This is a genomic window from Methylovulum psychrotolerans (assembly GCF_002209385.1).
GTDB lineage: Bacteria > Pseudomonadota > Gammaproteobacteria > Methylococcales > Methylomonadaceae > Methylovulum > Methylovulum psychrotolerans.
The window spans coordinates 927,535-951,450 of sequence record NZ_CP022129.1 but is presented as its reverse complement, the minus strand read 5'-3'; the positions used below and the strand labels follow the sequence as shown (position 1 = coordinate 951,450).

The following is a 23,916-nucleotide window of genomic DNA, read 5'->3' as shown; positions in this document are numbered from 1 at the left end:
CTTAAGCGGCCGCTTTAGGCAGGGTGAATACGTTGACGGATGTCAACAGCGCGTTTGACAAATCCACCAAACGTTCTGTTTGCCGACCTTGCTCCTGCAATTGATCGTAGGTTTGGTTGGTGCTGTTTTGGATTTGTTGCGCCCGTTGCACCAAACGTGTGGACGTTTCAGATTGGGTAGTGGAGCTTTCGGCAATCCGTTGCACCATTTTCACCAATTCTGCGGTCGTATCACGGGTTTCACCCATTTCCTGCCCAGCTTGTTGGGCAAGATCAGTCCCGTATACAACCTGACTAATCGCGTCGTTCATGGTCATCACGGTTTCCGCCGTTTCCACCTGGATATTGTTGACCAGTTCGGCAATTTTAGACGTTGCCGCGCGGGAGTTTTCCGCCAATTTTTGCACCTCGTTAGCGACCACAGCAAAACCACGCCCCGCTTCACCAGCCGATGCGGCATGCATGGACGCGTTAATGGCAAGAATATGTGTACGTTCGGAAATATCGTTAATGAGAGTCACTACGCCACCGATTTCTTGGGAACGTTCGCCAAGACGTTTTATTCTTTTTTCCGTTTCGCGGATAGTCTCACGAATCGCGGCGATGCCTTGCACGGTGCCCGACACGGACGATTGCGCCTTAACCGTATTGGTAATCGCTTTTTGTGCCATTTCATTGCAAGAAAATGCCAATAACGAAATATCGTTCATGGCCTTGGACGCGGCAACCAATTCGGCTGACGCTGTTTCGACTTCACGCTTTTCATCGGTGGCCACGTTAATTACCAATGTCGCTTGGTTTTGCACCATTTCTGAAACACTGGAAACATCATTGGCAATTTGCAAAACCTTATTCAAGACTTTTGACGTTTCCCTCGCCAGCAAGTTTAACGCGTCTGATACTGGGCCGGTCACATCTTCGGCAACTATCGCTTTGGCTGTCAAATCCCGTTTGGCAAGCTTAGCCACGGCATACAGTAATTCAATAATGGAGCTGTTGAGGTTTTCGTTTTCTTTGATAATTTTGTTATTGATTGCTTCCAACTGACGGTTGGTGGCTTCCCGCTCATTATTGATGGCTTCCCGCTCATCTAGCATATTGTCGAACTGACGGCCCAAGATGCCTATTTCGTCGTAGGAATTCATATTGACCCGAATCGATTCGCCAACGGCCACTTTTTTCATGACCCCCGCCAACCGGTTAACCGGTTGGGTGATTGAATTAACAATATAAACGGCAATACTGGTACCCAACAAAAGCGAAAGTAACATTATGATAATAATGACATATTGGGATTGCTTCACTAAGTCAATTTGTTGGTCAATTAGCGAGTTAAGAGCGTTGATGCTTTCGGTTATCAACTCATAAGTGGCATCCGTGGCGGTATTATATTTTCCACGGTACTCGTTTATGGTGGGGTATGACGTGGTCTTGGCATCAATCAGTTGTTCACTCAATTTAAGGGACACCTCTGAAGCTTTTATTAAATCGTTGATACGTTTTACCAAAGCATCTTTAAGTTCGGGATTTTTATCCACCGACAATAACAAAGAATCTGCGTTGTTTTTCAGGTTGCTGCGAGACATATTGACAGCTTGGGCCAATAAGACCCTATATTGCTCCATCTCAAGATGCTTTTGTTTATCGGCCGATTTGTCGGTTACGGTTGGAGACAAAGCCCTTTCCAAAAATTCGCGGCCATAAGCGCGTGCCAAACCCATTTGATCAAATAACTCAGGCAAATTGATCATTATCCCTTGCACCAAGAAATAGGATTGCGGATAAGCATCCAAGGTCATGTTGGAATCACCCAAAATAGATTGTAAGGCACTTTTTATCAAATCGATCTGATGGCTATGCATCTCCCATAGCGTGTTTCTGTCAGCATTAATTGCGGCAACCCCGCTTTCAATGTTCAGCCAATTGTTTGTTATCAACTGCCATTTTTCACTTAATTGCGGATCATCAAAACTATTGGCCATGTTATCGAAGTCGGCAATAGCTTGGTTAACGGCAAGTTTTTCCTTTTGCAAATCAGTTTCTTTACTTTTGTCGCCAAACAACACCACAGCCATTAAGCCCCGATGTTTTTGCGTTGACTTTAAAAGAGCCATCAATTTTGAACCGGCATTTAACCCTATCCTTACGCGTTCGTAGCTTGTTATTGCTTGTTGGCTGTTGGAAAAATATAGATAAGAAGGTACGACAACCAAAACTAAAGTAATCATACCTAATATCACAAATTTTTGCCAAAGCAGCAATTGACTGAATAAATTTGGATTATTCGCACTCATTTCTGTTTCCTAATTAAAATTACGTTATTACTCACTTCCATCCCCCAGAAAAGCCAGATTCTCAACAAGGCCAAAAAACCCACCAGAATCCGATATCCGGCAGTTGACGGAAGAAAAGCAAGCCTTAGATGCGGAAAAACCGCTTTGCTTGACTAAGTTAAAAAGCTTTGCCATATCACCGGGTGTCATTTCACTGCGCATTGGAGCCATTGTTCATTGCACCGAAAAGAAACACCGCTTGTGTGGCGATGCCACCACGGTGGCCTTCCGACCAGAAACGATGGAAACCTCCCGCGCATCAAGGACTACCCTTTGGGTTTTGTGGAGGGCCGAATAATAACAGCACACTCCAGTTTATTAGATTTTATCCTATATAAACAATCACTTATTCGTAAAACCTGCATATTCTTAAGACAATGATTTCTGATAACTAAAATTGCTTAAGGCGTAACAGCCATTAACGATTGCATGTTGGCCAGCAAAATGTCTTCACTCACGGGCTTAACCAGATAGGCATTGACGCCAGCCTGTTCCGCCATTTTTCTATGTTTCAGAGTCGTCCGCGATGTAATCATCAGCACTGGCACCGTTTTGATGGCGGTATTGGCGCGGATATGCGCGGCAAGTTCTATGCCGTTCATTCTTGGCATTTCCAAATCCGTCAAGACCAAAGCCGGTTTGCTTTTTTGCATAAGATTGACGGCTTCAATGCCGTCCCGCGCGGTGATAACCCTAAAACCGGTGTCATGCAGCAGCAATTCCAATGAACGCCGTTGGCTAAGCGAATCGTCAACCACGAGTATGATCGGCAAAGCCTCTTCAGGCTCATCGCTGTCCGGCTCAAAAATAGCCAGATTGCCTCTTACCCTACTACCTGAACTCAGCAATTCTGCAACATCCAATACGGGGGCGACTAAACCGTCGCCCATGATGGTCGCCCCCATAACACCGGGTATTTTCTTCAGATAAGGCCCTAAGCTTTTGATGACAATATCAATGCTGTCGATGATATTATCCAGCAACACTGCCGTGATACCTCCGTTATACTGCACCAGCAAAACAGCGCCGTGGGCTTGCCCTGATGCCAGCCTGTCGGGCATATTCAGCAATTTGTTAAGCGTTTTTACCGGATAAGACTGCCCATCTAAATACAGCATAGCTTGCCCGTCGGTATGCCTGATGTCATCAATACCAGAATAAAACACTTGGCTAATCATTTTGCTAGAAATAGCAACCCGAAAGGGGCCGGCATTGGCTATAAGGGCGTGGAATCGGCTCAACGGTAAAGGCATTCTCAATTCCACAGTTAAGCCTTGACCTTGCTCAGAATGTAAAACTAAGCTCCCACCCATAGCCGTGACATGAAAATGCACGGCATCCATACCAACGCCGCGGCCTGAGGTCTGCGTTGTTTCGGAACGGGTAGAAAAATTGGGGCGGAGGATAATGCTTGCCAATTCGTCTTCCGACAATGCTTGATTGGGCTGTATTACCCCGCGCCGTTCAGCGGTTTGGCGAATTGCGGCAAAATTCAAACCGCGTCCGTCATCCCGGCAGCGGATGACTAGAGCATTCCCGTCTTGTTCAAACTGAATGGTAATAAGGCCTTGGGGAGGCTTTCCTAAAGATGCGCGTTCTTCTGAAGGTTCAATGCCATGATCCACAGCATTGCGCAATATGTGCATCAAGGGATCAACTAAGGTATTGAGCATGTCGCTATCAATCAACAAGCTATCACCGATAATTGACAACTCACAATCCTTAGCCGTCAAACGGCAGGTTTGCCGCAAAGCCCTTTGCAAACGCGAAACGATGCTGGCTATCGGCACCAGCCGGGTTTTCATAATGGCCTCTTGGGTGTCCATCATCACCTGCTGCTGATAGGTCAAAACCTCGTCCATTTGCTCGATTTCTTTCATGGCATCAACATTAATTTCACGGGCATCCACCGACGCTTCAATCAACCTGCGTGTGGTGGTGTGCAACTCGTTGTATTGATCCATTTCCAAAGCATCGAAATCGGAGCTATTCGCCATGAAGGTCTTGCTGGACAAATCTTTTAAGTCTATCAACTGCTCCAATTCGATATTTAGCCGTTTCAATTGGCTAAATTGCGTTTGCATGGCTTGTAGTTGGGTTTTGATGCGGTGCATGGTTGCGGAAACCTGACTGTTGAGAATGATGTTCTCCCCAGACAAACGCAATAAATTCTCAATTTGCCCTACAGAAACGCGCATCATGGCAATTTGGCCAAGCGCGTTTTGTTCACTGTTTTCATCGACTACTTCGGGCGCAGCACTATCTGCTGGCCTTGCCGGACTATTTTCTGAATCAGGCACACCTTCATCATCAATGCGGTTTGCCCAATCAAGAATGTCTTGCAGCACCGCCAGCGCATCTTGCGGTGGCGGGCTTTGGCTAAGCAAGCTTTCCGTCATCGACTCCAGGCAGTCAACCGCATTCATCAGGGCATTGCCGAGCTCCAAGCCAGGTAGCATCGCTGCGTCGGCACAGGCAATTAAAATGTCTTCAATATGGTGGGTCAAAATAGCAATACCTTTAATGCCGACCGTATTGGCCGAACCTTTCAAGGTATGGGCGGCACGTTGGGCAATATCTAACGCCTCCCGGTTACCTGCCCGCAAACGCTGTACCGCATCGGCAAATTGTCCGGTACGCATAGGCAATTCCTGTAACAGCATGTCCAACAACTCCGTGTTGACATCTTCAGGCAGCGCGAGGGAGACATCATCAGGATTGGCAACCGTTTTGCGCGGGGCTTCAGCCTGTCCGTCCCCGGCTTCGGTCAACGCGCCATCGTAACGGATTTGCCGCAAACAATCGGCCATCTCTTCATAGCCCAATGGCAAATCCCATTCCTCATCCATCAAGCCCGATACCAGCAATTGCGCCGCATCGGCATCATCGTAACTTGGCAAATAATCTTTGGCTTGATCCAGCCATGCCAACAGCAAATCCAATTGCCCTTGGGTAAAATCGCCACACGCCAGCAAATACTGTTGCAAATTCGCTTTGATATGCCAACATATCCGGCTTAAACCAGAAAATCCGGCGGTTTTTGCCGAATTGGCAAAATTGCCCATTTCATAGTTACCTTCCCGCAAACCTGCACGCACAGATATTTCATCCCCGACAATAATCCCAAACAATCGGGAGCGCACCTTATCGGTCTGCAACAACATCAATCTTACCAACTCATCGCTAATAGCCGGCTCTTGCTCCGCAATGGCCGTCTCAGTCTCCGTTTCTGTTTCCGTAGCTTCTATCGCCTCATGGAAAAGTGTTGGGGATTTTGTAACATCAAAGACTTCATTTGTTAGCTGATCCTGCAATAGGGCAAACTCATTATCTGCCATTGGGATGCCTAAGCACGGTTCGTGCAACAACGCCATGATAGCCGCTATGGATTGCTGAGGCTGTTCGGCATAACGGTTTACCCATTCTGGCCAAACGGTTAACTGATCTAGCACTGTTTTGCCCAAGCCCTCAAAGTCTGCTTCCATCAAGGTTTCGAGCAATAACAAATTGGCGTCTTGTAAGCCGTACCAACCTTGATTGCCTGCTTGTTCGGCCAAGATTTCCAGGCTTGCTAACAAAATATCCCGTGAAATCGCCTCAGTACCGCTTAGCGTATCCTCGCCTATAGCTTCTTCTAAATTTTCTCCTAAATTCCCGGCTTCATTTAAAAGTTGCTCGGCCAATAGGCTAAATTCTTCTTCGGCAAGCGGCACTTTCAGCTCAGAACGGCGCAAGTACATTATGATGCCACTGACAGCCGCACGGGGATTTGCCCAATAATTTTCAACCATCCCCACCCATTCGGCCAACAAACTCTCAATCGTTGAGCCGTCCGATAATGTTGGCTCTGATTGCCGCGTACTGATTATTTCCGCCAGTACCCAATTGGCATCTTGTAACGCAAAATAACCGCGCTGTACCGATAACTCGGCCAATTTCTCCATTAAAGCCAACGGATCGCTTGGCCAATCTGGCTCTATTCCCAAATGATAGCCCTTAGTCATGTCCCCGTCTCCATAACGCTGTACTGGTGATGCCCTAAGGCTTGAATTAACGCTTCAAATTCAACCATTAACCAAACTTGCCCATCCTGTTGGTAGGCTTGGCTGACATAACCTAGCAAATGCTCTGGCAACACAGGAATTTTCTCAAGCCGCTGCAAAGCGGCAATGGTTTTAACTTCAGGAAATGTGTCTATCCACACCGCCACCATTTTTTCGCCACGCCCTAACGACAATAATTTGCGGGTCTTATTAACAGCACTGGATTCTGAAAAAACTTTATGCAAATCAAACAACGGCGCCAAATTACCACGCAAATTCAATAATCCGGTCAGCCACGGGTGCACATCTGGAAAAGGGCTGACTTTGGCTTTATCCCACACCTCACAATACAGCGCCACCGGAACCAATAAACCCCAATGGCCTATGCGAATGCTGAACACGCTTTCCTGCTGGGCTTCATAAGGCGGAATTTCCGCCCAATTAATTTGCCCTAAGCTATCTGCGTCATAAATATCTGTTGCCATGGAAAGTGACACCCTTAGGTTAGTAAAATGGCTCTAAAGCGTCGCTAATATGTCAAGAATATCTTTCGCTTCATAAGGTTTGGCGATCAAATCCCTAGCACCTTGCATCTGCGCCCAAACCCGGTCAGCGCGTTGGCTATTGCTACTGACAAAAAACACAGGAATATGCGTGGTTTCTGGATCATCATGGATAGTGCGGCAGGCATCGTAACCGTCCATGCCGGGCATGACAATATCAAGGAAAATGACATCCGGTTGCTCGCTTTTAGCTTTTTTAACCGCCTCGTCCCCATCGCTGGCAGTAATCAAGCGGCAATGGGTGTCCGACAAAGCGTTTCTCAGGCTCATCAAATCGGTTTGGGAATCGTCACAGATTAAAATGGTGTTTATAGACATGTTCGTACCTTTAAATTTATTAATACGGTTAATTAGAAATACCCAAAGCGGGTCGCCAAACTATGGGTTACTGGACGGGTTCTGCCGCTCCAACCACGTTAGCACCCGGTTACTGAGGCGCTGGAAAGCCTCAGGCTGCACGGGTTTGGTTAAATACGTCGTGCATCCGGCAACCACCCCCTTCACTTCATCTAAGGGCGAAGTCTTGCCTGACACCATAATAATCGGGACTTTTTTGTACTCAGGCATTTTTCTCAAGAGCGTACAAGTGTCATAGCCGTCCATTCCTGGCATTATGATGTCCAGAAAAATCACGTTGTATTTTTGAGACGCACATTTGTCGACAGCTTCTTCGCCACTGCTGGCAAAATCAACCGCCGCTATTTGCTTAATATTGGCAAGGTGGAGTTGCAAGGATTTTTGGACGGCTATACTGTCATCGACTATTAAAGCCCGATAACCCGCAACTTCATTGCTTGGGGCGACCGGACTAACTGGAGGGCAACTGTAGGCGGACGCAAGGATCGGTTCTGCAAGAACATCAAGGCGAGCGGTTAAGGGCTGTTCATTAGGCACACCCGTCGGCTTAAACAACTGGGTCGGGCTATCTGATTGGTTAGGCTCTTCCTTGGCCAATTCTTCAGCAACCTTGTCCAATATGCCCAATATTTTGGCGGTAATCAATATGCCCCGGAGTTGGTGGACGGAAGTGTCATCGATACCCCCATGGCTGACAGCGATGCGCTTTAATCGGGGATGTAAGGCAAGAATAGCTTCTATCTGTTTTTGGGCGCGGGGATTGTCGTAGTTGGCCAGAATGACAGCCCCGAATTGTTCTTCTGTTGGGTCCAGCAACCGATATATAAAACCATCTGCTCTTTTAGTCTGTAATGCACGGCTTAATTTTTCTTGAGCTGCTACGTCAAAACCTAAAAGACTGACACATAAAGTCTTACGAATGCTTTTATCCCGAACGCTTTCAGTAACGTTCGAGGCATTCCTTAAAGAAGGGTTATTAAGTGTTTCTTGTATTTCGAACATGTACATTATTTAATGTTTTTTATTAAAAGGATGCGCTTGAGAAATCAAAGCACAACTGTTTTTTAAGAAAAATATATATTTAAAGTCGTTATAGGTTTTATTTACAGCCATAAATGCCATTAAAGCTATTAAAGCTATTAAAGCTATTAATAATACCTAATATGTTTATCGCATATTGCGGCATATAACATGATAATACTTAACAAAACTATGCAAACATACGGCACGGACATAAAATATAAATCTATAATCTTCTTAACAAAATGACTTAAATTCAGTCGAAATTCTTATTTCTAATCTAGCTGTTTGGTTAATATTGTTTATATAGAATATGACGAATATGATTAATAGTCTATTTTTAAATTTACTAAATTTTTGTAACTACTCAACTCCATCTTATTTAAGACTTTCGCTATCCTAACAAAATAGTGTATGAAATGACCTAATAAAGCCGGACACTTCTAAAGGCAGATTATAATGTCAGCAGAGGTGAAAAATGAGCAAAACAGATAAAGTCAAACAACCTTTGTTACCCTGGAATTTAAGCAAGATGCGGCCAAATTGGTGCTTGAGAAAAGGCTATACCCACCAACAGGCGGCAGATAGCTTTAGGGGTGTCGTTAAGTGCTTTGGGACGTTGGGTCAGGGCCAAACAGCCCCAACCTGCCGTTTCTGGTGCCAAAGCCCAAGCAATGAATCTGGCGGATTACGACGGGCTAGTGCGGCTGCGCAAAGAAAACGAGCAGTTGCGGATGGAGCGCGAAATAATAATACCCACGGGGGTACCACGAAAAGGCCGCAGTCTTTTATGCCCCAGAGGGTATTTTTGCGAAAGAACTCGGGTGAGGTACGGATTCACTAGTGCCTCGTGTGGGTACTAGTGCCCTGTGTGGGTGTCCAAGAGCAACAGAAGACTTATCCTGTCACCGTATTATGCAAAGTGATGGCCGTCAGTACCAGCGCCTATTATGATTGGGCAAAACAGCCGGAAGATACTGGTAATATAGTTTAAAATAAAAAGCTTATGGAGAATTCCCAAGCATTATTTGATGCCTCCAAGCGTTCGTATGGGTCGCGGCGGCTGTCGGACGGGCTGAAAAAAGCAGGATTCCCCGTGGGCCGTTATAAGACCCGGAGAGTGATGGCCGAGTTGAACTTAGGACCCTGCTATCCAAAAGCCAACTGTTAGCTGGCACGCATGAACGACGCGCTTAAAGAATGGTTCAAAGAACATGCCGCATAACGTTACGGCAGGCAACCCACAAGAAAATGCCAAGATGACCAAGCCGTGCGCCTATAGCGGCACTATGCCTCCCCCAGCCCTTCATAAACCTCCAGCCGGAAGCGCGGCGAACAAATGGCCAAAAACACTAGGTCAACATCTCCGATATTGGTGATTTGTTGCGGACAGCGCGGCGGGATGATGACGACATCACCCTCGGTGACGGTTTGCGGCGGCAGCCCTTCGATAGCGACCACGCCTTGACCCGCCAGCAGCACATAGCGTTCGGTTACGCCGTGCAGGCGGTGCAATTGGGTAGTGACACCCGGCTTGACCCGCGCCCTGGCGACCGACACCTCGGCATCGGCGGGGCTATTGGACAGCTCTAAGATAAAACAGCCTTCGGCAAAATAATACTCGTCCGCCTCATCGGCCTTGAGGATCTGCGGCTGCATGGCTTAACAGCGCTCCACTTCTTTTTTGGCGACCTTATTGCGCAAGTACACCGGCATGGCACGTTCCACCGACACCGCCTGTTGCCGGGCAAAGCCCCTCATCCCCAAAGAAGCAATCGCCCGCGCCCTCGGCAACGGGTCAATTTCATAATGGCTGATTTGCTCACTCAATTGCTCAAGCAACACCTGCGCGTATACACCCCACCCCGTCCCCAAGCCAACACCCGGCAAATCGGGGTATTCGATCAACTCCGGCGGCGTGACCACCTCACTGCCGAGCAATTGGGCAAAGCCATCGGCATCGCGCTGGTAAACCCCCCAAAAAATCTCCCCCATCCGCGCATCCATCGCCACATAGGCGACTGTCGCGTCATGCTGGTCAAAATAATCTTGGGCAATCGCCGCCAAGGTCGAGACCGGCATTACCTGTAAATCCAAGCCTAAGGCCATGCCCTGCATAATGCCTGTGGCAATACGCACACCCGTAAAAGAACCGGGGCCGCAGCCAAACGCCAAACCGTCCAAATCGGACGGTTGCAGGCCCGCCGCTTTCATTAACTCATCAACCATCGGTAAAATCAGTTGCGTATGTTCTTTACTGGCAAGGGCATAGCGTTCATGGATAACACCATTAATCGTCAATGCCGCCGAGCAGGCATCAGTTGCAGTTTCTACGGCGAGTAATTTCATGTGTAAAGTCCTATTGAAAAATGGGGGAGTCAAAACAAAGATCCGCACACAGGCGGCTAAGGTTTTAGTCTAGTCGTTAAAAAAGGCTTGTTAACGCTGTAGCATTGGCTAGGGTTTGAAGGAGTGTGGGATTGTGGGGATTTAAGACAGGCTTTAGGAAAAATAGCTCCATTTCTATAGGGTATAGCAGCTAAAAATTCATCTCGGTAACACAATGGCCGAGACATTGGGGGAAGCTACGGCAATAGCCTAGCGCACTAGGCTTAACAGAAGCTTAATGGGTTAGCCATTCGGCAAAACACCCAATACAAAGGAACCAACGACAGGGTACTGGCACACGCCTACCCTTCAGTAAAAAACGCCTGCACGTCGGCAATATCCCGGCTACGGCGCATCGGCGGCACACTGTCCAAAAACAACTGCCCATACGCGCGTTTTAACAAACGCGGGTCACACACCATCAGCACCCCCCGGTCGTTCTCGTCACGGATCAAACGCCCTATGCCCTGCCGTAAGGCAATCACGGCGGCGGGGATCTGATGCTCGAAAAACGGATTTTTGCCTTGTTGGGTCATCGCATCCAAACGCGCCTTTAGCACCGGATCGCCAGGCGAGGCGAACGGCAGCTTGTCGATAATCACGCACGATAAGGCCTCACCACGCACATCGACCCCTTCCCAAAAACTCGCCGTCCCCAACAGCACGGCATTCCCCGCCTGTTTAAACTGTTCCAATAATTGGGTTTTCGGGCGGCTGCCCTGCACCAGCAACGGATAATCCAAGCGGTTTTTTAACAGGTTTTCCGCCTGTTGCAAGGCGCGGTGGCTGGTGAACAGAAAAAACGCCCGGCCTTTACTGGCTTGCAAAACCGGCAAGACAAACTCTATAATCTGCGGGATAACATTCGGGTCATTCGGTTGCGGCAGGCCTTTAGGATGGTAAAACAAGGACTGCTTAGCATAATCGAACGGGCTTTCCCAACTATGGCAACGCGGCTCCGCCAACCCCAAACTATTGGCAAAATGGTCAAACTTATTGGCGACGCTAAGCGTCGCCGAGGTAAATATCCAAGCCGCCTGATGCTGCTGCATAAACTGCCGGAACTCACCGGCAATATCCAGCGGGGTGCGGCTTAAGGTAAACGATTTGCGGTGCACCTCATACCAGCGTATCCATTTGCCGCCCTCACTGTCCATAATGGCCGCCAATTGCGCCACCAACTCATCGGCGCGTTTAAAACAGGTCTCCAGCCCCTTGGTTTTGACCGAAGCGATTTCCAGTTGTTGGTGCAAGCCTTGCAGTTGCGCCTGCACCGCCCGCAAGCCCCCCATAATGTTCGGGTTATTGAGCAACTCCTGCCACTCGCCGCGCTTCATCTCCACCCCAAACGCCAAGCGCACGTCTTTCAGCTCATGCTCCAGTTCCTCAGCGGCGGCGCGTAAGGCCGGAATGTCGGTGGCATCTTTATAATATTCAAGCAACGCGTCTTGCGCCAAATCTTGCAGTTGCTTCGCCCCGACGTTAATGCCCAAAAAATTCGACGCGGTGTCGGCCAACTGGTGCGCTTCGTCAATAATCACCACCTCGGCGTTGGGCAGCAATTCGCCGAAACCGTTGTCGCGGATCGACCAGTCGGCGCACAATAAATGGTGGTTAATGACCAGCACTTCGGCTTCTAGGGCTTTTTTGCGGGCTTTAACCAGAAAACACTCGGCATAATCCGGGCAGTCTTGACCCAGGCAATTATCCGCCGTCGAGGTCGCCAAATACCAGACCGGGCTGGTTTCCGGCACGTCGGCAATATCGGCGATGTCGCCCGTAACCGTGCGCTTGCCCCAGGCATTGATTTTTGCTAAGGCCGCCGCATCTTCCTTACTAAACCCCATATTTGACGTTAAGGCATTTTTGAGCCGATAAGTGCACAAATAATTGCTACGGCCTTTCAGCAATGCCGCCAGAAACGGCGTTTTAATGGCTTTGCGCAACAACGGCAAATCTTTGCTAAAGAGCTGGTCTTGCAGGTTTTTCGTGCCTGTGGACACCAGCACCTTGCGCCCCGATAAAATGGCCGGAATTAAATACGCGAAGGTTTTGCCCGTTCCCGTCCCTGCTTCGGCCAGCAAATGCTGGCGGTCAGTAATGGCGGTATGGATGGCTTGGGCCATTTCCAGTTGTGCGGCGCGGGGCTGATAACCTGTAATGGTGGTCGCCAATGGGCCAGTCGGGCTAAAAAAAGTAGCGAGTTCGGTCACGGAATAAAGGCAGAAAAAAGTCGAAAGATGACATAGTAGGGGAATGCGGGCAAGAATGCTATGTGGCTGGCGATAAAAATCCCCATTGCGCGGTGAACTTCCATTAAAATACCGTTATCCACAGTAAACTTGGGCGTAGCCGCTAAAGCAGGGCACTTCTCAGCAGACAGTCATAAACCTGCCTTAGGTTCCACCCGTTATTAAAAAATTTTCCGGCCACCCCTTTAAGGAGGGTAAGATGAAAGCCTATTTACTGCTCTGCTGCGTCCTGCTGACGGCTTGCTCGTCATTGCCGCCCGCGATTAGCGACCCGCCCCACTATGATTTATCCTATAGCGAAGCCAGCCAAAACCTGACCAAATACAAAAACGCCCCTGTGCGCTGGGGTGGGGTGATTGTCGATGTTGCCAACGAGGAAAACCGCAGCCTGATCCAAATCCTCTCCTACCCCTTAAGCAGCCAAGGCCGTCCGCTGACCGACCAGCCCCACCAAGGCCGTTTTGTTATCAGTTCGCCGGAATTTTTAGATCCGGCTGTATACGAAAAAGACACCCAGATCACCGTGGCGGGGATGTTAGCCGGAGAAATTGACCGCACCGTCGACAAAAAAGTCCTGCACCTGCCCTTACTGAGCCTCACTGCCCTGCACTTATGGCCGGATTATACCAATAATCCGATGTACGGCAGCTACGGCACATATAACGCCTATTATGGCTACCCAGGCTGGGGAGGCGCTTTTTACCGCCCGATTTTCTTCCCACCACCACGTTAAAAATCACTATGCTCAGTATTTTTTTAGCCAGCCTCGCTTTAGGGCTGGTCGCAGGCTTGTTAGCCGGATTGTTTGGTATTGGCGGCGGTTTAGTCATCGTCCCTGTGCTGGCCTTTGTTTTTAAAGAACAAGGCTACCCACCCGATATTACCTTGCTGATGGCGGTCGCCACCTCGCTGGCGACCATCATCCTGACCGCCCTGTCTTCCGTTTACGCGCACCATCGCCTAGGAGCCGTCGTATGGCAGAAAGTCTGGCGGCTCAGCCCGATGATTATGGTCGGCTCCGGCCTAGGCGCGGTAGTGGCGGAGCGCATCCCCGCCGACACCTTACGGCTGATTTTGGTCGCCTTTTTGCTCTATGTCGGCACCCAAATGGCCTTCCAGCTTAAGCCCAAGCCGGGTGCGACAGCACCGTCCTTATGGCTGGACGGCATCGCGGCGACTATTATCGGCCTGATGTCGGCGATTGTCGGCATTGGCGGCGGTACCTTGACCGTACCCTACTTGGTGTACGGCAACCAACCGATGCGCAATGCCGTCGCCATTTCCAGCGCCTGCGGCCTGCCCATCGCCATTGCCGGCACGGCCAGTTACGCGCTGTTAGGCTGGCACGCCACGCACCTACCCGATTACAGCGTAGGCTATGTGTCCTTACCCGCCTTTGCCGGAGTCGGCCTGACCAGTATCCTGACCGCCCCCTTAGGGGCAAAATTGGCCAACAAACTGCCTGCCGCACACTTAAAACGCTATTTCTCGGTGCTGTTATGGGTAATGGCCGCCAAACTGTTGTGGCATTAAGCGCAGCGGTTAGGGTGTTTGAGGCTGTTAGGGTATTTAAATAACTGACGTTACGCAGTAACGTCGCTTTACCCCCGTTTGCCGCGCCGAGCATCGCAGGTTTTGTTGGGATAAGCCCGAATACCCATAGGGCATAAAAGGGCGCGGCAGGGATGCCGCGCATCGGCAAGTGCACCCAAAGGGCATAAAGGCAGGAGCCCCCTTTACCGACCCCCGACAAAACCGAGAAGCGCAGGATCAAGCGGCAATCGGGCCGCCTTTTCTTTGGATACTTTCTTTTGGCGGAGCAAAAGAAAGTATCTCGCCTTCGGGTGCGAGAACCCGATTAAAAAAATCGTCGCGGTAGCGACTCATTATTGTTTTTTTAAATTGCAGAATATGTCTGCTTAACATCAATTAAATAATTGTTACAATAGCCGCTTATTTCTTAACCTAAGGCGACACCTCATGTCAGAACAAGAAGAGCAAGCAGAGCAAATTGACGAACAGTTTTACCGCCGTGCCGATGCCATCATCCAGTTAGCGAATGAACAGCTTAAAGACAGCGAACGTGGCAAAGTCTGCGCATCGGTAATGTTCGCTTCGGCACGTTTTACGGCTTGGGTCAACGCTTGTGATGCCCAATCCAGCGAACTGATGGCGGGGCACCGCGACCAAGCCATCGCCTATTTTGTCGAACAGTACCGCCTGATGGTCGAACACCATATCGACGATTATATCGCCAATTTCGACAAGTACATGGGTGGGACAGGCAGCCAACACTAACGGTAACGGGGGGGGGTATGGAAAGTTGCCGCCCCATACCCCTAGCCGACGGTTTTAGCCCGCCAACGCACAGCTAACATCGGCAACAATAACACCGACAACATGCCGGCACTCACCAAAATAGCGGCCCTATCCGGCGGCATCACCCCCGAAGACACGCCGATTTCACTGATGATGACAATCAGCGGCAACCCGGTCGCCGAGTATAAAGCGAAAGGCACTTTTTCCTCTGTCTTCAGCTCTTTCTTATATAACAACACCGGCACACCCCGGACGAAAACCAACAAAACTAACAACAACGCCACTTGCAGTGGGGCAAGCGGGGCTGACCATAAGGCGCTGACTTCAAACTTCATACCGGCGACAATAAAAAAAATCGGTATCAGAAAACCATAACCGATCGCATCCAACTTCTGCCGCAACACGTCGCCGCCCGCCCCTTTTATCGCCATGCCGACAATAATCCCCGCCGTAAAAGCCCCTATGACGATATTGAGGCCAAATTTTGCGGCCAAGGCGACAAACAAAATTTGCAGCAATAGGCAAATCCTGACCGGAAGCTGGCCGCTGCTCTGCATCGTCCGCTTAAGCAGTTCCAGCACGCGTGATGAACGGGCCTTGAGGGCGATATGTGCCGCACCGAAGGCAATAATGACAAACGACACCATGAACAGGGTATGCACAGCCGTACTGTGGGTGGGGATCAACAGCATCGAAATGACCACCAAAGGCCCGAACTCGCCCACAGCGGCGGCGGCAACCATATAAGTGCCGAATTCGCTATGCAATTCGCCCCGGTCACGGAGGATAGGGGCCAGCACCCCTAAAGCGGTCGTCGATAACGCGACGGCGGCCAGAAAGGGCGGGGTCTGGAGTAAACCGATACTGCTGAAAAAGACCATACAAACCAAAGCCACCGATAGCGATAACAGCCAACCGCCGACCGCTAACGACAAGGGCCGGCCACGAATCTTATCGAAGTCAATTTCAAGCCCGACCATAAACAGCAAAAAAGTCAGCCCCAGTTCCCCCAACGTACCGACCATGCCATCCGGGTCTGCCAAATCAAAAACATGCGGGCCGATCAATATGCCCAAGACCACTTCAAAAACAATGACAGGTACGCGGATATTGCGCGGCAATTCGCTGAGCAGCGGCGCCAGCACTGCCACAAAGGCAATCAAGAGCAATTCGGCGGGATAACTTTCCATAGGTGGCTCCAGAGTTGTTTATAATAGATGGCTGTTATTACAGATTGATTTTTATAGATTTAGTTCTATCCGTAAGACTTTTAGGTTAAAGCCGATTAGCCGAGTCATTGCTTCGGGGTCTCCTGCCTTAACGCCCGCTGCATCAACGCCCCATAAATTGGCTCAATCCCCAGCATATCGGCAATACTGTACGCCGCAAAACAGGCCACAAATAACGGCAACACCAGCGTATAGCTGCCCGTCATTTCCATGACCAGCACTATAGCCGTTAACGGCACTTTTATCGCCCCGGTAAAAAAAGCCGCCATCCCGGCAGCGGCAAACGCTGCCGGAACAACGCCCAACCCAGGCACCAGCAGTTGGACAATACCGCCGACCGCCACCCCTACTAACGCCCCCAGCACCAAAGACGGCATAAAAATGCCCGCCGCCGCCCCCGAACACGAACTGCCGACCGTCACAACAAAGCGGACTACAAAAAATAAGGCGAGCGTATTGAATGCCAACGCCCTACCCGTCAGCAGACTGTCGATAAAATTTTGCCCGCCGCCTAATAATTCGGGTAGCCACCAAGCCACAGCGGCGACCAACATAGCCAACACCCACCACCATAGCCAACGCAAACCGGCAGGTAACTTGACCAGCGTTTGCCCGGCCAGTAACGCCTTATTAAACAGCCCGCCCAATAGCCCCGCGACCACGCCCACCGGCACAAAAGCCGCCAGCGCATTTAAAGGTGGGGCTTGGCTAAGGGTAATATGAAAACCTGGCTCCTGCCCAAGCCCCCAGCGACAAACCATATCGGCGCTAAAACAGGCAATGGCGGCGGCAAATAAGCCGGATGGTATACCGCGCAACCCTAAGTCCTCAAACGCAAACGCCAACCCTGCCAATGGGGCATTAAACGTGGCGGCCAAACCCGCCCCGCCGCCCGCCGCCACCAAAACCGCTTGGTTTTTAACGGTAGCGTCCGGCCATAAATCACTGACACCTTGCCCCAGCGCCGCCCCGATATGTACCGACGGCCCGCCGCGCCCCACCATAAAACCTGCGCTCGCCCCGATCAAGGTACTGGCAAACTTAATGGCCAGCACCCGCAACCAACGGAAAGTCCTATGGCCTTGCATGACCATTTTTACATGCGGGACACCGCTACCCGCCGCCTCAGGGGCAAACCGGAATACCAACCCGGCTGATAGGGCTAGGCTAGCCAACGCTGCAACCATAACCGCCCAAGAGCCGATGTCAGGATAGTGATGCGCCAAACCAATGGCTTGGTTACGGATAGCTTCGCCATAAGCCAAGGCAAGCTGGAAACCGACCGAAACCAGCCCCGCCAACACCCCCAACACGAAAGCCGGCAAAATTAGGCACTGCCGCCGCTTTGCCTCCAATGATAGGGTATCTTCCCCATTAATTATCTGATTAGTAACTGGTGTTACGCAATCATTTTTCGATATTGAAAAATGTAGCGATGAGTCGCTGTCGCGACGGTTTTTAATCGGGTTCTCGCACCCGAAGGCGAGATACTTTCTTTTGCTCCGCCAAAAGAAAGTATCCAAAGACAAATCTGCCAGGAGCAGATTTGGATGCACCGCACACGAAGTGCGAGTGCCAAGGACGGCACGCGTCATAAGGCGGCCCGGTTGCCGCTTGATCCTGCGCTTCTCGGTTTTGTCGGGGGTCGGCAGAGTGGGCTCCTGCCTTTATGCCCTTGGGTACACCTGCCGACGCGCGGCATCCCTGCCGCGCCCCTTTATGCCCTATGGGTATTCGGGCTGATCCCGACAAAACCTGCGATGCTCGGCGCGGCAAACGGGGGTAAAGCACGTTACTGCGTAACGTCAGTTAGTAATAACTTCCTCCTCATAATCTGTACCTGGCCATTCCTACCCCCGAAACCGACAGGCCTAAGCCAAATACCTAACTGACGTTCGCAGTAACGTGCTTTATCCCCTTACCGAACACCTAAGATTTTGTCGGCATAAGCGCAAAGGGACGCGGCCAAGATAGACCGTACAGCGGCAGGTGTGCGCCAGAAAGCCACCCCTACCCAAACGCCACTTGACTATCCAACATTACTTGGCAACTGCACATCCCTCAACAGCAGTATAGCGTTCACATTAAAAAATGTTTATACAAACATAAATAAACCCTAAACAGCGGCTTAGCAAAACGCATATAACCCTTTTAAAAAAAATCGCTTAATGAGAATAAAAACCAGAAATTATAAGGACTGTGATTACGCATCGGTCAGGCCACTTAAAAACGCCGCCGACACTTAGCCGTTTTTTTTCATCGCCCGCCTTTTTGGCAAAGGATTGATCGGCTGCATCGTCGCTTCATCATCTTTTATCGCCATTTCTTTTACCAACATATCAAGATGCTCATTAAGGACCTTAAGGGCATTTTCCGGCAATGCAAATATTGCGTGCTGCAATATGCCCTGCGGCGGCGCAGGTGCCTTGGCCATTAACGCCTCACCCGCAGCGGTCAGTGTTACCGTAACGACCCGCTGGTCGGCACTAGCGCGCTCCTTCTGGATGAGTTTTTTCTTAGCCAATTTATCCAACAAATTACTGGCGGTAGAATGGTGTATGGACAAAACCTTAGCCAATTCCGTCACCCGCAAGCCCGGTTGCTTGGACAACTCCCACAGCATCCAGAGCTGGGCGCTACTCACCCCACATTGCGTTTCCACCCACAACGAATGTTGCTGGGTAGCCTTAAAAATCAACCGGAACTGCTTAAGCACCTCATAAGACCATTGTTTGGGGTCATCTGGCAACGGGGCGGTTGTTGGGGCCGCCTCTGCCCCGGTATCACATTTCATTGTTAGCCATATCCAAAGCTTTATTATTTACCAATCGATTACAAGATATTTTTCGTAACCGGAAACAGCCAAAAACAGGGGCGACCTATAACAGATAGCTTAAAAAATAGAGCTATTGGTATTATTTATACCATCCAAACATTGTTTGCGCAAACATAATTTTTTAATTAAAATGCCCGGATAACTCCGAAAAAAGTAGCCGCATTGCTATATTTATCAATACCGTCTTTTGTATTGAGGATTGCATTCGTTACGGCTAGCACCGCCTATCCCTAGATAGCAAACGCTTTAAGCTTGGGGAAAGCCTTTCGGGAACTACCCACCAAGTAGGGGGAAAAGCATACCAACTTATCGTCTATTGCCATTTTATGCCCGCAAAAAACGATGCCCTGAATTTTCGGGCTTAATTTTAAAAAACTAGCCTGCTTAACTAAATCTTGCCTATCTTGAAATCTGTAGTTTTAAGCAATTCTTAAAGCGATGTAATTTAAAGGACAGTGTCAGTTAATCCTCGCCTGAACTGCCTATTGATGCGCTATTGAAACTACTGATTTCAATATGAACGAGGTATAATGGGTAACGGTTCATTTTAAATTGCCATGTCTTGCGGTAGCCCAGCCTGTAGGCCGGACAGCCCTTGAAATGAAAACAACAAAACCGAACAGGCGCGCCAGGATTTTTCGCGAAAGCTAAAATGGGATCCATCCGATTTTAGCGGCGAAAAATTTTCCTGGCGATTATTGCCTTCGGCTGCCCGCCTTCGTCCTGCTCCGGCCGCGATACACAACTCCCCTTCGGTACGCTGTGCACCACTGGCCTGCGCAAATGACTTGACGCCGTTTCGGGATGGCCTTGCATGTTGACTACGCTTCCGCTTGCGCTCCAACTCCGTCAACACGCCCGGCCCCTACGGCTACGCGGGGGGCGTCGTACACCGCTCCACTTCCGTTTCGCTTCCTGTACTCCTTCTTGGCATTCATTATGTTTATATTTGCAAAATATGTCCTTCACCCCTTATCAATAGCGAACAGCCAAGGAGAGATTATGCCCAATTCTGATGCCAGCGGCAGCATTACCACCATAATAGAAGATTATGCCGCATTGCTCCGCCAATTTGATGCGTTCAGCAAAAACGCCACCTCACAAAGCGAAGCCTTAGGTGCTATCTGCGTAGGCCAACCGAACCCCAGTTATGGCGAATTTAGCATCAAAATCGCCGGACATACGCTTTTTTTTATCCTAACCAGCTTTCTTGACAGCGATAAAAAGCTGATGGGTGCAGTGGAATGCTATCAAGAAAAAAAATACCCGCACCTTGAAAAAATAAAATTGGGCCGATTTACCTTCAACCCAAAGGGAGACACCAGCGAAAGGGAGCTTAGCCAAGATATCCAGCTTAGCATTGAAGAAGAAGCGGACGCGTTATACCTAATCCTCCCGTTTATCAAAAAAAGCTTGGCGTGAGCGATACCCGCCCCAAACGCGCAACATAAGGCCTAACGGTCTGGGTACCCTTTATACTAACAAACCCCGCACTATCATAAACTCCACGCTTATCTGACCCAGCCGAAACCTATCGCCGCCCTTCTTAACCTTTACAAAATGATTGACAGCTTTAGCAATAAGGGCTAAAAGCTATAAACTACTATCGGCCCGAAAGTGGTTTGTGGTACTCCGGTGACCCAATTAATTTAGTAAAAGTGGTGGCGGCAATGATGAGATTAGTGATGGAAGCCACGATGGTCATAGCCATTGTGTCAATTCTGGTGTTTTTGACAAAAATAAGCGCTAACGAGAAAACGTCTGCTAATACGGGGCGCGATGAAGACCTTATCGACCGGGAGACACCGGAAAATGACAGTGAAAAACCGTAGCTGGGCAAATAGCGGCTGTTAAGTAAGCGCTCATTAAGCATTTAACATACCCCCTGCCAATTGAAGCGCCCTACTTTTGGGCGGTTAAGGGCTTACGCTGCCGGTGCCTGATTAATCATGTGCGTTGCCAGTTGCTGCAACGCCTGTTGGATATTAGTTTCCAACCTGGGATCCATAGGGGTTTCCGCCAGCGCTTTATTCATGCACAGCATCCATTGGTCGCGTTCCGATTCGCCAATAGCGAACGGCAAATGGCGGGCGCGTAACATCGGGTGGCCGAATTCTTCAATAAACAAATCGGGGCCACCCAGCCAACCGGACAGAAACTTAAACAACTTATCCTTGGCGGAAGCAAGATTGGGCTGATGTATCCCGCGTATGCCTTGCGCTTCCGGCAAGCTATCCATATAAAAATAAAAGCGGTCGACCAAACGGCGGATGGCCTGTTCACCACCGATGACATCGTAAGGCGTGAGGGTTGTCATTACTGATTGTTCTTTAAAATGGGTTTGTTGTTATAGCGTCATGAGTGGCATTATTTAAGACAGCGATACCGATAGCTTATTGATAGCCGTGTCTTCGCCTGTCTGATTTTATAATGTCGTTGGCAACGCGCCTGACCGTTCTGGCCGCTAACGGCTTAGCTCCCGCATTGCCAGCGGCCAGTTGTTGACCGACAATAATAGCATCTCCATTCTGGAGAGCAACAAGGATTTTTTTTGGCAGCAGCAATGAAGTTGCCTACTAGCTAACGTTGATAGTCATAGCATTCATTTGCGGGAAGATAATATCTGCCACTATACCCTCACCCTGGCCAGTTAATACTTATTTGGCTTCATTCGACCATAACACACTCATTATAGTGAGGCGCGGCTGACACTGCCACCGACTAACAACACAAGCCCAACACTTAACCGCGCACAAACTTACCTCTACGCCAAGGCAAACCATACAACATCACCAGCCAAAACAGCGTACCGCTACCCAGCCCCATCAACACCCTCGGCATCATGCCAAACAGCGGGTTAGGCGAGACAAAGCCCTCGATAATGCCCGCCACCAGCAAAAACGGCGTGGCGGCCAGGAGAACTTTACCCGTATCGGTGCAAGTGGCCTGAAACGCCTGTAAGCGGCTGCGCGTACCCGGACGGATTAAGGCCTCGCCCAGTTGTAACCCCAAGCCCCCGGCGATGATGATAACGCTAAGCTCAACCACGCCATGGCCGATAATAAAAGCGAATAGCCGCCCGTCCAAGCCATAACTGGCGGCAAAAGCAAACGCGCCGCCCAGCATCAGGCCGTTAATGCCGATCATGTACAAGGTACCGACCCCATAAAAAACCCCCAAGCCAAAAGATAATAACGTCACACTGATATTATTGGCGGCGATGCCGACCGACAATAACGACGACGGCGCCACATTGAGCAAACCATCCGTCCACAAACGTCCGGCGTGGACTTCGCGGATCATCGCGGGCGAGGCGAACAGGTTAATCAGTTCCGGGTACGCGCTAACCAAGACCCAACCGACCAGCAAGGCGACGACAAACACCGCCAGCGACGCGTATAAGGCCCTCTGCATCCGGCGCATCAGCAACGGCACATCGATATGGTACAAATCCCCCAACCTACCCCAAAAATGGGGCGCGGGGCGGTACAGTTCCTCGTGAGTTTTTAAAAAAAGATTTTCCAAATAGCGGGTAATCAAGGCCGTTCCCTGTAGCCGCCGCGCCAGCGACAAGTCGTTCATCACGCCGCGATAGCCCACCAACAGCTCGCGGGCTTCAGCCAAAGGTTGTTCAGAGGGGCTTTGCTGAGGCTTAAGCTGGGCTTCCAAGGTATCCCAATGGACTTTACGCGCGGTCAACCAATGGGTCAGGGCTTGCTGGGATGTATCCATAGCTACCTCAAGAAGGGGGTAAAAGTTTTTCTAAGGCCTTTTTAAACGCCAGATCCGGCTTAGCGTCAGGCGGCGGCATCGGTTGGCCGATACGCGCCAGAAACTGCCCGGCAAAGCGTATCCGCACCTCGACCGACAAGCCATCCCAACGTTTAAGCAAATCCAGCAACAAGGCTTGGTCGTCGCCCGACAAATCAGACGACAACGCCAAGCGGGTCATTTGTTCCAAGGTTTTCGCCGGGAGGCGGTTGTCATAGACCAACACCAAATCAGCCGCCAAATCGCCGATCCGCACCTTATCGCGGGTAAAAGCCACCGCTAATAACCCCACCAAATAAATGCCGGGCAATGAATCGACCATCCGCAACACATTCCTGAGCAGAATAGCCCCGATGCTGGGGGTATGGCCGAGGCGGTTGACCAAGCGCACCCCCGCCATACGTTTACCGGGGGTACGGCCTGCCATCAGCACTTCCAGCACCGGATGGTAGAAAAAATACAGGCAAAACGCCGGAATAATAACCATCAGCAACTCCCCCGTCGTCTCGTTGTGCTTGAGCGCGCCACGCAACGTATCTAACGAAAAGACGCCGCCCCCGACTACCAGCACCCACGTCAAAGCCAACAAGAAGCGGATATGCAAATCAATGATAAAGGCATGGCTACGCGCCCCTAGTCCGGCAATGTCCAATTGATAGTCTAAGGCATCGGGCGACTGTACTTCTAAGCGGTTAAATAATCCAGCTTGGGGTTTGGGGGGTTGCTGCATAACTTATGCTTCTCATCATTAGGCCAGGCAGCCTTGTTTAAGGTTAAAAAATACGGCCCAGAGTGGAGTGCAATGG

General features: G+C 50.0%; 20 protein-coding genes. 6 read left to right on the top strand and 14 right to left on the bottom strand.

Translation table 11 applies throughout. From position 1 onward, the window contains the following. Position 1 precedes the first annotated feature (1 nt). The 5 genes from CEK71_RS04120 to CEK71_RS04100 all read right to left on the bottom strand — a co-directional run bounded on the left by CEK71_RS04120 (position 2) and on the right by CEK71_RS04100 (position 8,111). Positions 2-2,113 carry a methyl-accepting chemotaxis protein gene (locus CEK71_RS04120; RefSeq protein ID WP_198328459.1) on the bottom strand — a complete coding sequence of 704 codons (2,112 nt, stop codon included), beginning with the start codon at positions 2,111-2,113 and terminating at the stop codon, positions 2-4. Positions 2,114-2,733: 620 nt separating this feature from the next. Then, complete coding sequence (locus CEK71_RS04115) at positions 2,734-6,336, bottom strand: hybrid sensor histidine kinase/response regulator (RefSeq protein WP_088618198.1); 3,603 nt, start codon at positions 6,334-6,336, stop codon at positions 2,734-2,736. Next, positions 6,333-6,860, bottom strand: coding sequence for a chemotaxis protein CheW (locus CEK71_RS04110; protein WP_088618197.1), 528 nt, complete (start codon positions 6,858-6,860; stop codon positions 6,333-6,335). Before CEK71_RS04110 ends, CEK71_RS04115 begins: the two co-directional genes overlap by 4 nt. Before the next feature lie 33 nt (positions 6,861-6,893). Then, positions 6,894-7,256 carry a response regulator gene (locus CEK71_RS04105; protein WP_088618196.1) on the bottom strand — a complete coding sequence of 121 codons (363 nt, stop codon included), beginning with the start codon at positions 7,254-7,256 and terminating at the stop codon, positions 6,894-6,896. A 60-nt stretch (positions 7,257-7,316) separates the two neighbouring features. Then, a complete protein-coding gene (locus CEK71_RS04100; RefSeq protein WP_157678973.1) occupies positions 7,317-8,111 on the bottom strand; it encodes a response regulator in 795 nt (264 codons plus the stop codon). Between the two features lie 1,210 nt (positions 8,112-9,321). Between CEK71_RS04100 and CEK71_RS24100 the strand changes: the two genes are divergently transcribed. Beyond that, on the top strand, positions 9,322-9,486 hold the full coding sequence (locus tag CEK71_RS24100) for an IS3 family transposase (protein WP_088618194.1): 165 nt from the start codon (positions 9,322-9,324) through the stop codon (positions 9,484-9,486). 116 nt (positions 9,487-9,602) lie between these two features. Here CEK71_RS24100 and CEK71_RS04090 read toward each other — a convergent pair whose 3' ends face one another. The 3 genes from CEK71_RS04090 to CEK71_RS04080 form a co-directional block, all read right to left on the bottom strand. Next, on the bottom strand, positions 9,603-9,974 hold the full coding sequence (locus CEK71_RS04090; protein ID WP_088618193.1) for a cupin domain-containing protein: 372 nt from the start codon (positions 9,972-9,974) through the stop codon (positions 9,603-9,605). 3 nt (positions 9,975-9,977) lie between these two features. Beyond that, the gene (gene tsaB, locus CEK71_RS04085) at positions 9,978-10,664 is read right to left on the bottom strand and encodes a tRNA (adenosine(37)-N6)-threonylcarbamoyltransferase complex dimerization subunit type 1 TsaB (protein ID WP_088618192.1); all 687 of its coding nucleotides are present in this window, start codon (positions 10,662-10,664) and stop codon (positions 9,978-9,980) included. Positions 10,665-11,005: 341 nt separating this feature from the next. Then, positions 11,006-12,916 carry an ATP-dependent DNA helicase gene (locus CEK71_RS04080; RefSeq protein WP_088618191.1) on the bottom strand — a complete coding sequence of 637 codons (1,911 nt, stop codon included), beginning with the start codon at positions 12,914-12,916 and terminating at the stop codon, positions 11,006-11,008. A gap of 238 nt (positions 12,917-13,154) precedes the next feature. On the opposite strand from CEK71_RS04080, the gene CEK71_RS04075 reads away from it, so the two are divergent. The 3 genes from CEK71_RS04075 to CEK71_RS04065 all read left to right on the top strand — a co-directional run bounded on the left by CEK71_RS04075 (position 13,155) and on the right by CEK71_RS04065 (position 15,253). After that, complete coding sequence (locus CEK71_RS04075) at positions 13,155-13,688, top strand: Slp family lipoprotein (protein WP_088618190.1); 534 nt, start codon at positions 13,155-13,157, stop codon at positions 13,686-13,688. Between the two features lie 8 nt (positions 13,689-13,696). Next, positions 13,697-14,488 (top strand): sulfite exporter TauE/SafE family protein, encoded by a 792-nt coding sequence (locus CEK71_RS04070; protein WP_088618189.1) that lies wholly within the window; start codon positions 13,697-13,699, stop codon positions 14,486-14,488. Positions 14,489-14,935: 447 nt separating this feature from the next. Then, entirely contained in the window at positions 14,936-15,253 is a 318-nt protein-coding gene (locus CEK71_RS04065) for a DUF3144 domain-containing protein (RefSeq protein WP_088618188.1), read from the top strand. A gap of 41 nt (positions 15,254-15,294) precedes the next feature. Here the strand turns inward: CEK71_RS04065 and CEK71_RS04060 are convergent, their stop codons facing one another. The 3 genes from CEK71_RS04060 to CEK71_RS04050 form a co-directional block, all read right to left on the bottom strand. Beyond that, positions 15,295-16,464 (bottom strand): cation:proton antiporter, encoded by a 1,170-nt coding sequence (locus tag CEK71_RS04060; protein WP_088618187.1) that lies wholly within the window; start codon positions 16,462-16,464, stop codon positions 15,295-15,297. A gap of 104 nt (positions 16,465-16,568) precedes the next feature. Then, positions 16,569-18,098: a H(+)/Cl(-) exchange transporter ClcA gene (clcA, locus tag CEK71_RS04055; RefSeq protein WP_088618186.1), complete on the bottom strand. Its 1,530-nt coding sequence runs from the start codon at positions 18,096-18,098 to the stop codon at positions 16,569-16,571. 647 nt (positions 18,099-18,745) lie between these two features. Further along, positions 18,746-19,297: a MarR family winged helix-turn-helix transcriptional regulator gene (locus CEK71_RS04050; protein WP_088618185.1), complete on the bottom strand. Its 552-nt coding sequence runs from the start codon at positions 19,295-19,297 to the stop codon at positions 18,746-18,748. 1,044 nt (positions 19,298-20,341) lie between these two features. On the opposite strand from CEK71_RS04050, the gene CEK71_RS04045 reads away from it, so the two are divergent. Further along, positions 20,342-20,761 (top strand): hypothetical protein, encoded by a 420-nt coding sequence (locus CEK71_RS04045; RefSeq protein ID WP_088618184.1) that lies wholly within the window; start codon positions 20,342-20,344, stop codon positions 20,759-20,761. Between the two features lie 248 nt (positions 20,762-21,009). Further along, entirely contained in the window at positions 21,010-21,171 is a 162-nt protein-coding gene (locus CEK71_RS22410) for a hypothetical protein (protein WP_157678971.1), read from the top strand. Between the two features lie 92 nt (positions 21,172-21,263). On the opposite strand, the gene CEK71_RS04040 is transcribed toward CEK71_RS22410, so the two are convergent. The 3 genes from CEK71_RS04040 to CEK71_RS04030 form a co-directional block, all read right to left on the bottom strand. Next, positions 21,264-21,656: a group II truncated hemoglobin gene (locus CEK71_RS04040; protein WP_088618183.1), complete on the bottom strand. Its 393-nt coding sequence runs from the start codon at positions 21,654-21,656 to the stop codon at positions 21,264-21,266. Positions 21,657-22,081: 425 nt separating this feature from the next. Beyond that, positions 22,082-23,071 carry a stage II sporulation protein M gene (locus CEK71_RS04035; protein WP_088618182.1) on the bottom strand — a complete coding sequence of 330 codons (990 nt, stop codon included), beginning with the start codon at positions 23,069-23,071 and terminating at the stop codon, positions 22,082-22,084. Positions 23,072-23,078: 7 nt separating this feature from the next. Further along, on the bottom strand, positions 23,079-23,840 hold the full coding sequence (locus CEK71_RS04030; RefSeq protein ID WP_088618181.1) for an RDD family protein: 762 nt from the start codon (positions 23,838-23,840) through the stop codon (positions 23,079-23,081). Positions 23,841-23,916: the final 76 nt, after the last annotated feature.

What these genes read in the sequence shown, in the direction of transcription:
- CEK71_RS04075 (WP_088618190.1), top strand. Translation starts at nt 13,155, where the DNA reads ATGAAAGCCTATTTACTGCTCTGCTGCGTCCTGCTGACGGCTTGCTCG.
- CEK71_RS04115 (WP_088618198.1), bottom strand. Translation starts at nt 6,336, where the DNA reads ATGACTAAGGGCTATCATTTGGGAATAGAGCCAGATTGGCCAAGCGAT.
- CEK71_RS22410 (WP_157678971.1), top strand. Translation starts at nt 21,010, where the DNA reads ATGATGAGATTAGTGATGGAAGCCACGATGGTCATAGCCATTGTGTCA.
- CEK71_RS04105 (WP_088618196.1), bottom strand. Translation starts at nt 7,256, where the DNA reads ATGTCTATAAACACCATTTTAATCTGTGACGATTCCCAAACCGATTTG.
- CEK71_RS04060 (WP_088618187.1), bottom strand. Translation starts at nt 16,464, where the DNA reads ATGGAAAGTTATCCCGCCGAATTGCTCTTGATTGCCTTTGTGGCAGTG.
- CEK71_RS04065 (WP_088618188.1), top strand. Translation starts at nt 14,936, where the DNA reads ATGTCAGAACAAGAAGAGCAAGCAGAGCAAATTGACGAACAGTTTTAC.
- CEK71_RS04090 (WP_088618193.1), bottom strand. Translation starts at nt 9,974, where the DNA reads ATGCAGCCGCAGATCCTCAAGGCCGATGAGGCGGACGAGTATTATTTT.
- CEK71_RS04050 (WP_088618185.1), bottom strand. Translation starts at nt 19,297, where the DNA reads ATGAAATGTGATACCGGGGCAGAGGCGGCCCCAACAACCGCCCCGTTG.
- clcA (WP_088618186.1), bottom strand. Translation starts at nt 18,098, where the DNA reads ATGACGCGTGCCGTCCTTGGCACTCGCACTTCGTGTGCGGTGCATCCA.
- CEK71_RS04035 (WP_088618182.1), bottom strand. Translation starts at nt 23,071, where the DNA reads ATGGATACATCCCAGCAAGCCCTGACCCATTGGTTGACCGCGCGTAAA.
- CEK71_RS24100 (WP_088618194.1), top strand. Translation starts at nt 9,322, where the DNA reads ATGGAGAATTCCCAAGCATTATTTGATGCCTCCAAGCGTTCGTATGGG.
- CEK71_RS04120 (WP_198328459.1), bottom strand. Translation starts at nt 2,113, where the DNA reads ATGGCTCTTTTAAAGTCAACGCAAAAACATCGGGGCTTAATGGCTGTG.
- CEK71_RS04110 (WP_088618197.1), bottom strand. Translation starts at nt 6,860, where the DNA reads ATGGCAACAGATATTTATGACGCAGATAGCTTAGGGCAAATTAATTGG.
- tsaB (WP_088618192.1), bottom strand. Translation starts at nt 10,664, where the DNA reads ATGAAATTACTCGCCGTAGAAACTGCAACTGATGCCTGCTCGGCGGCA.
- CEK71_RS04070 (WP_088618189.1), top strand. Translation starts at nt 13,697, where the DNA reads ATGCTCAGTATTTTTTTAGCCAGCCTCGCTTTAGGGCTGGTCGCAGGC.
- CEK71_RS04045 (WP_088618184.1), top strand. Translation starts at nt 20,342, where the DNA reads ATGCCCAATTCTGATGCCAGCGGCAGCATTACCACCATAATAGAAGAT.
- CEK71_RS04030 (WP_088618181.1), bottom strand. Translation starts at nt 23,840, where the DNA reads ATGCAGCAACCCCCCAAACCCCAAGCTGGATTATTTAACCGCTTAGAA.
- CEK71_RS04040 (WP_088618183.1), bottom strand. Translation starts at nt 21,656, where the DNA reads ATGACAACCCTCACGCCTTACGATGTCATCGGTGGTGAACAGGCCATC.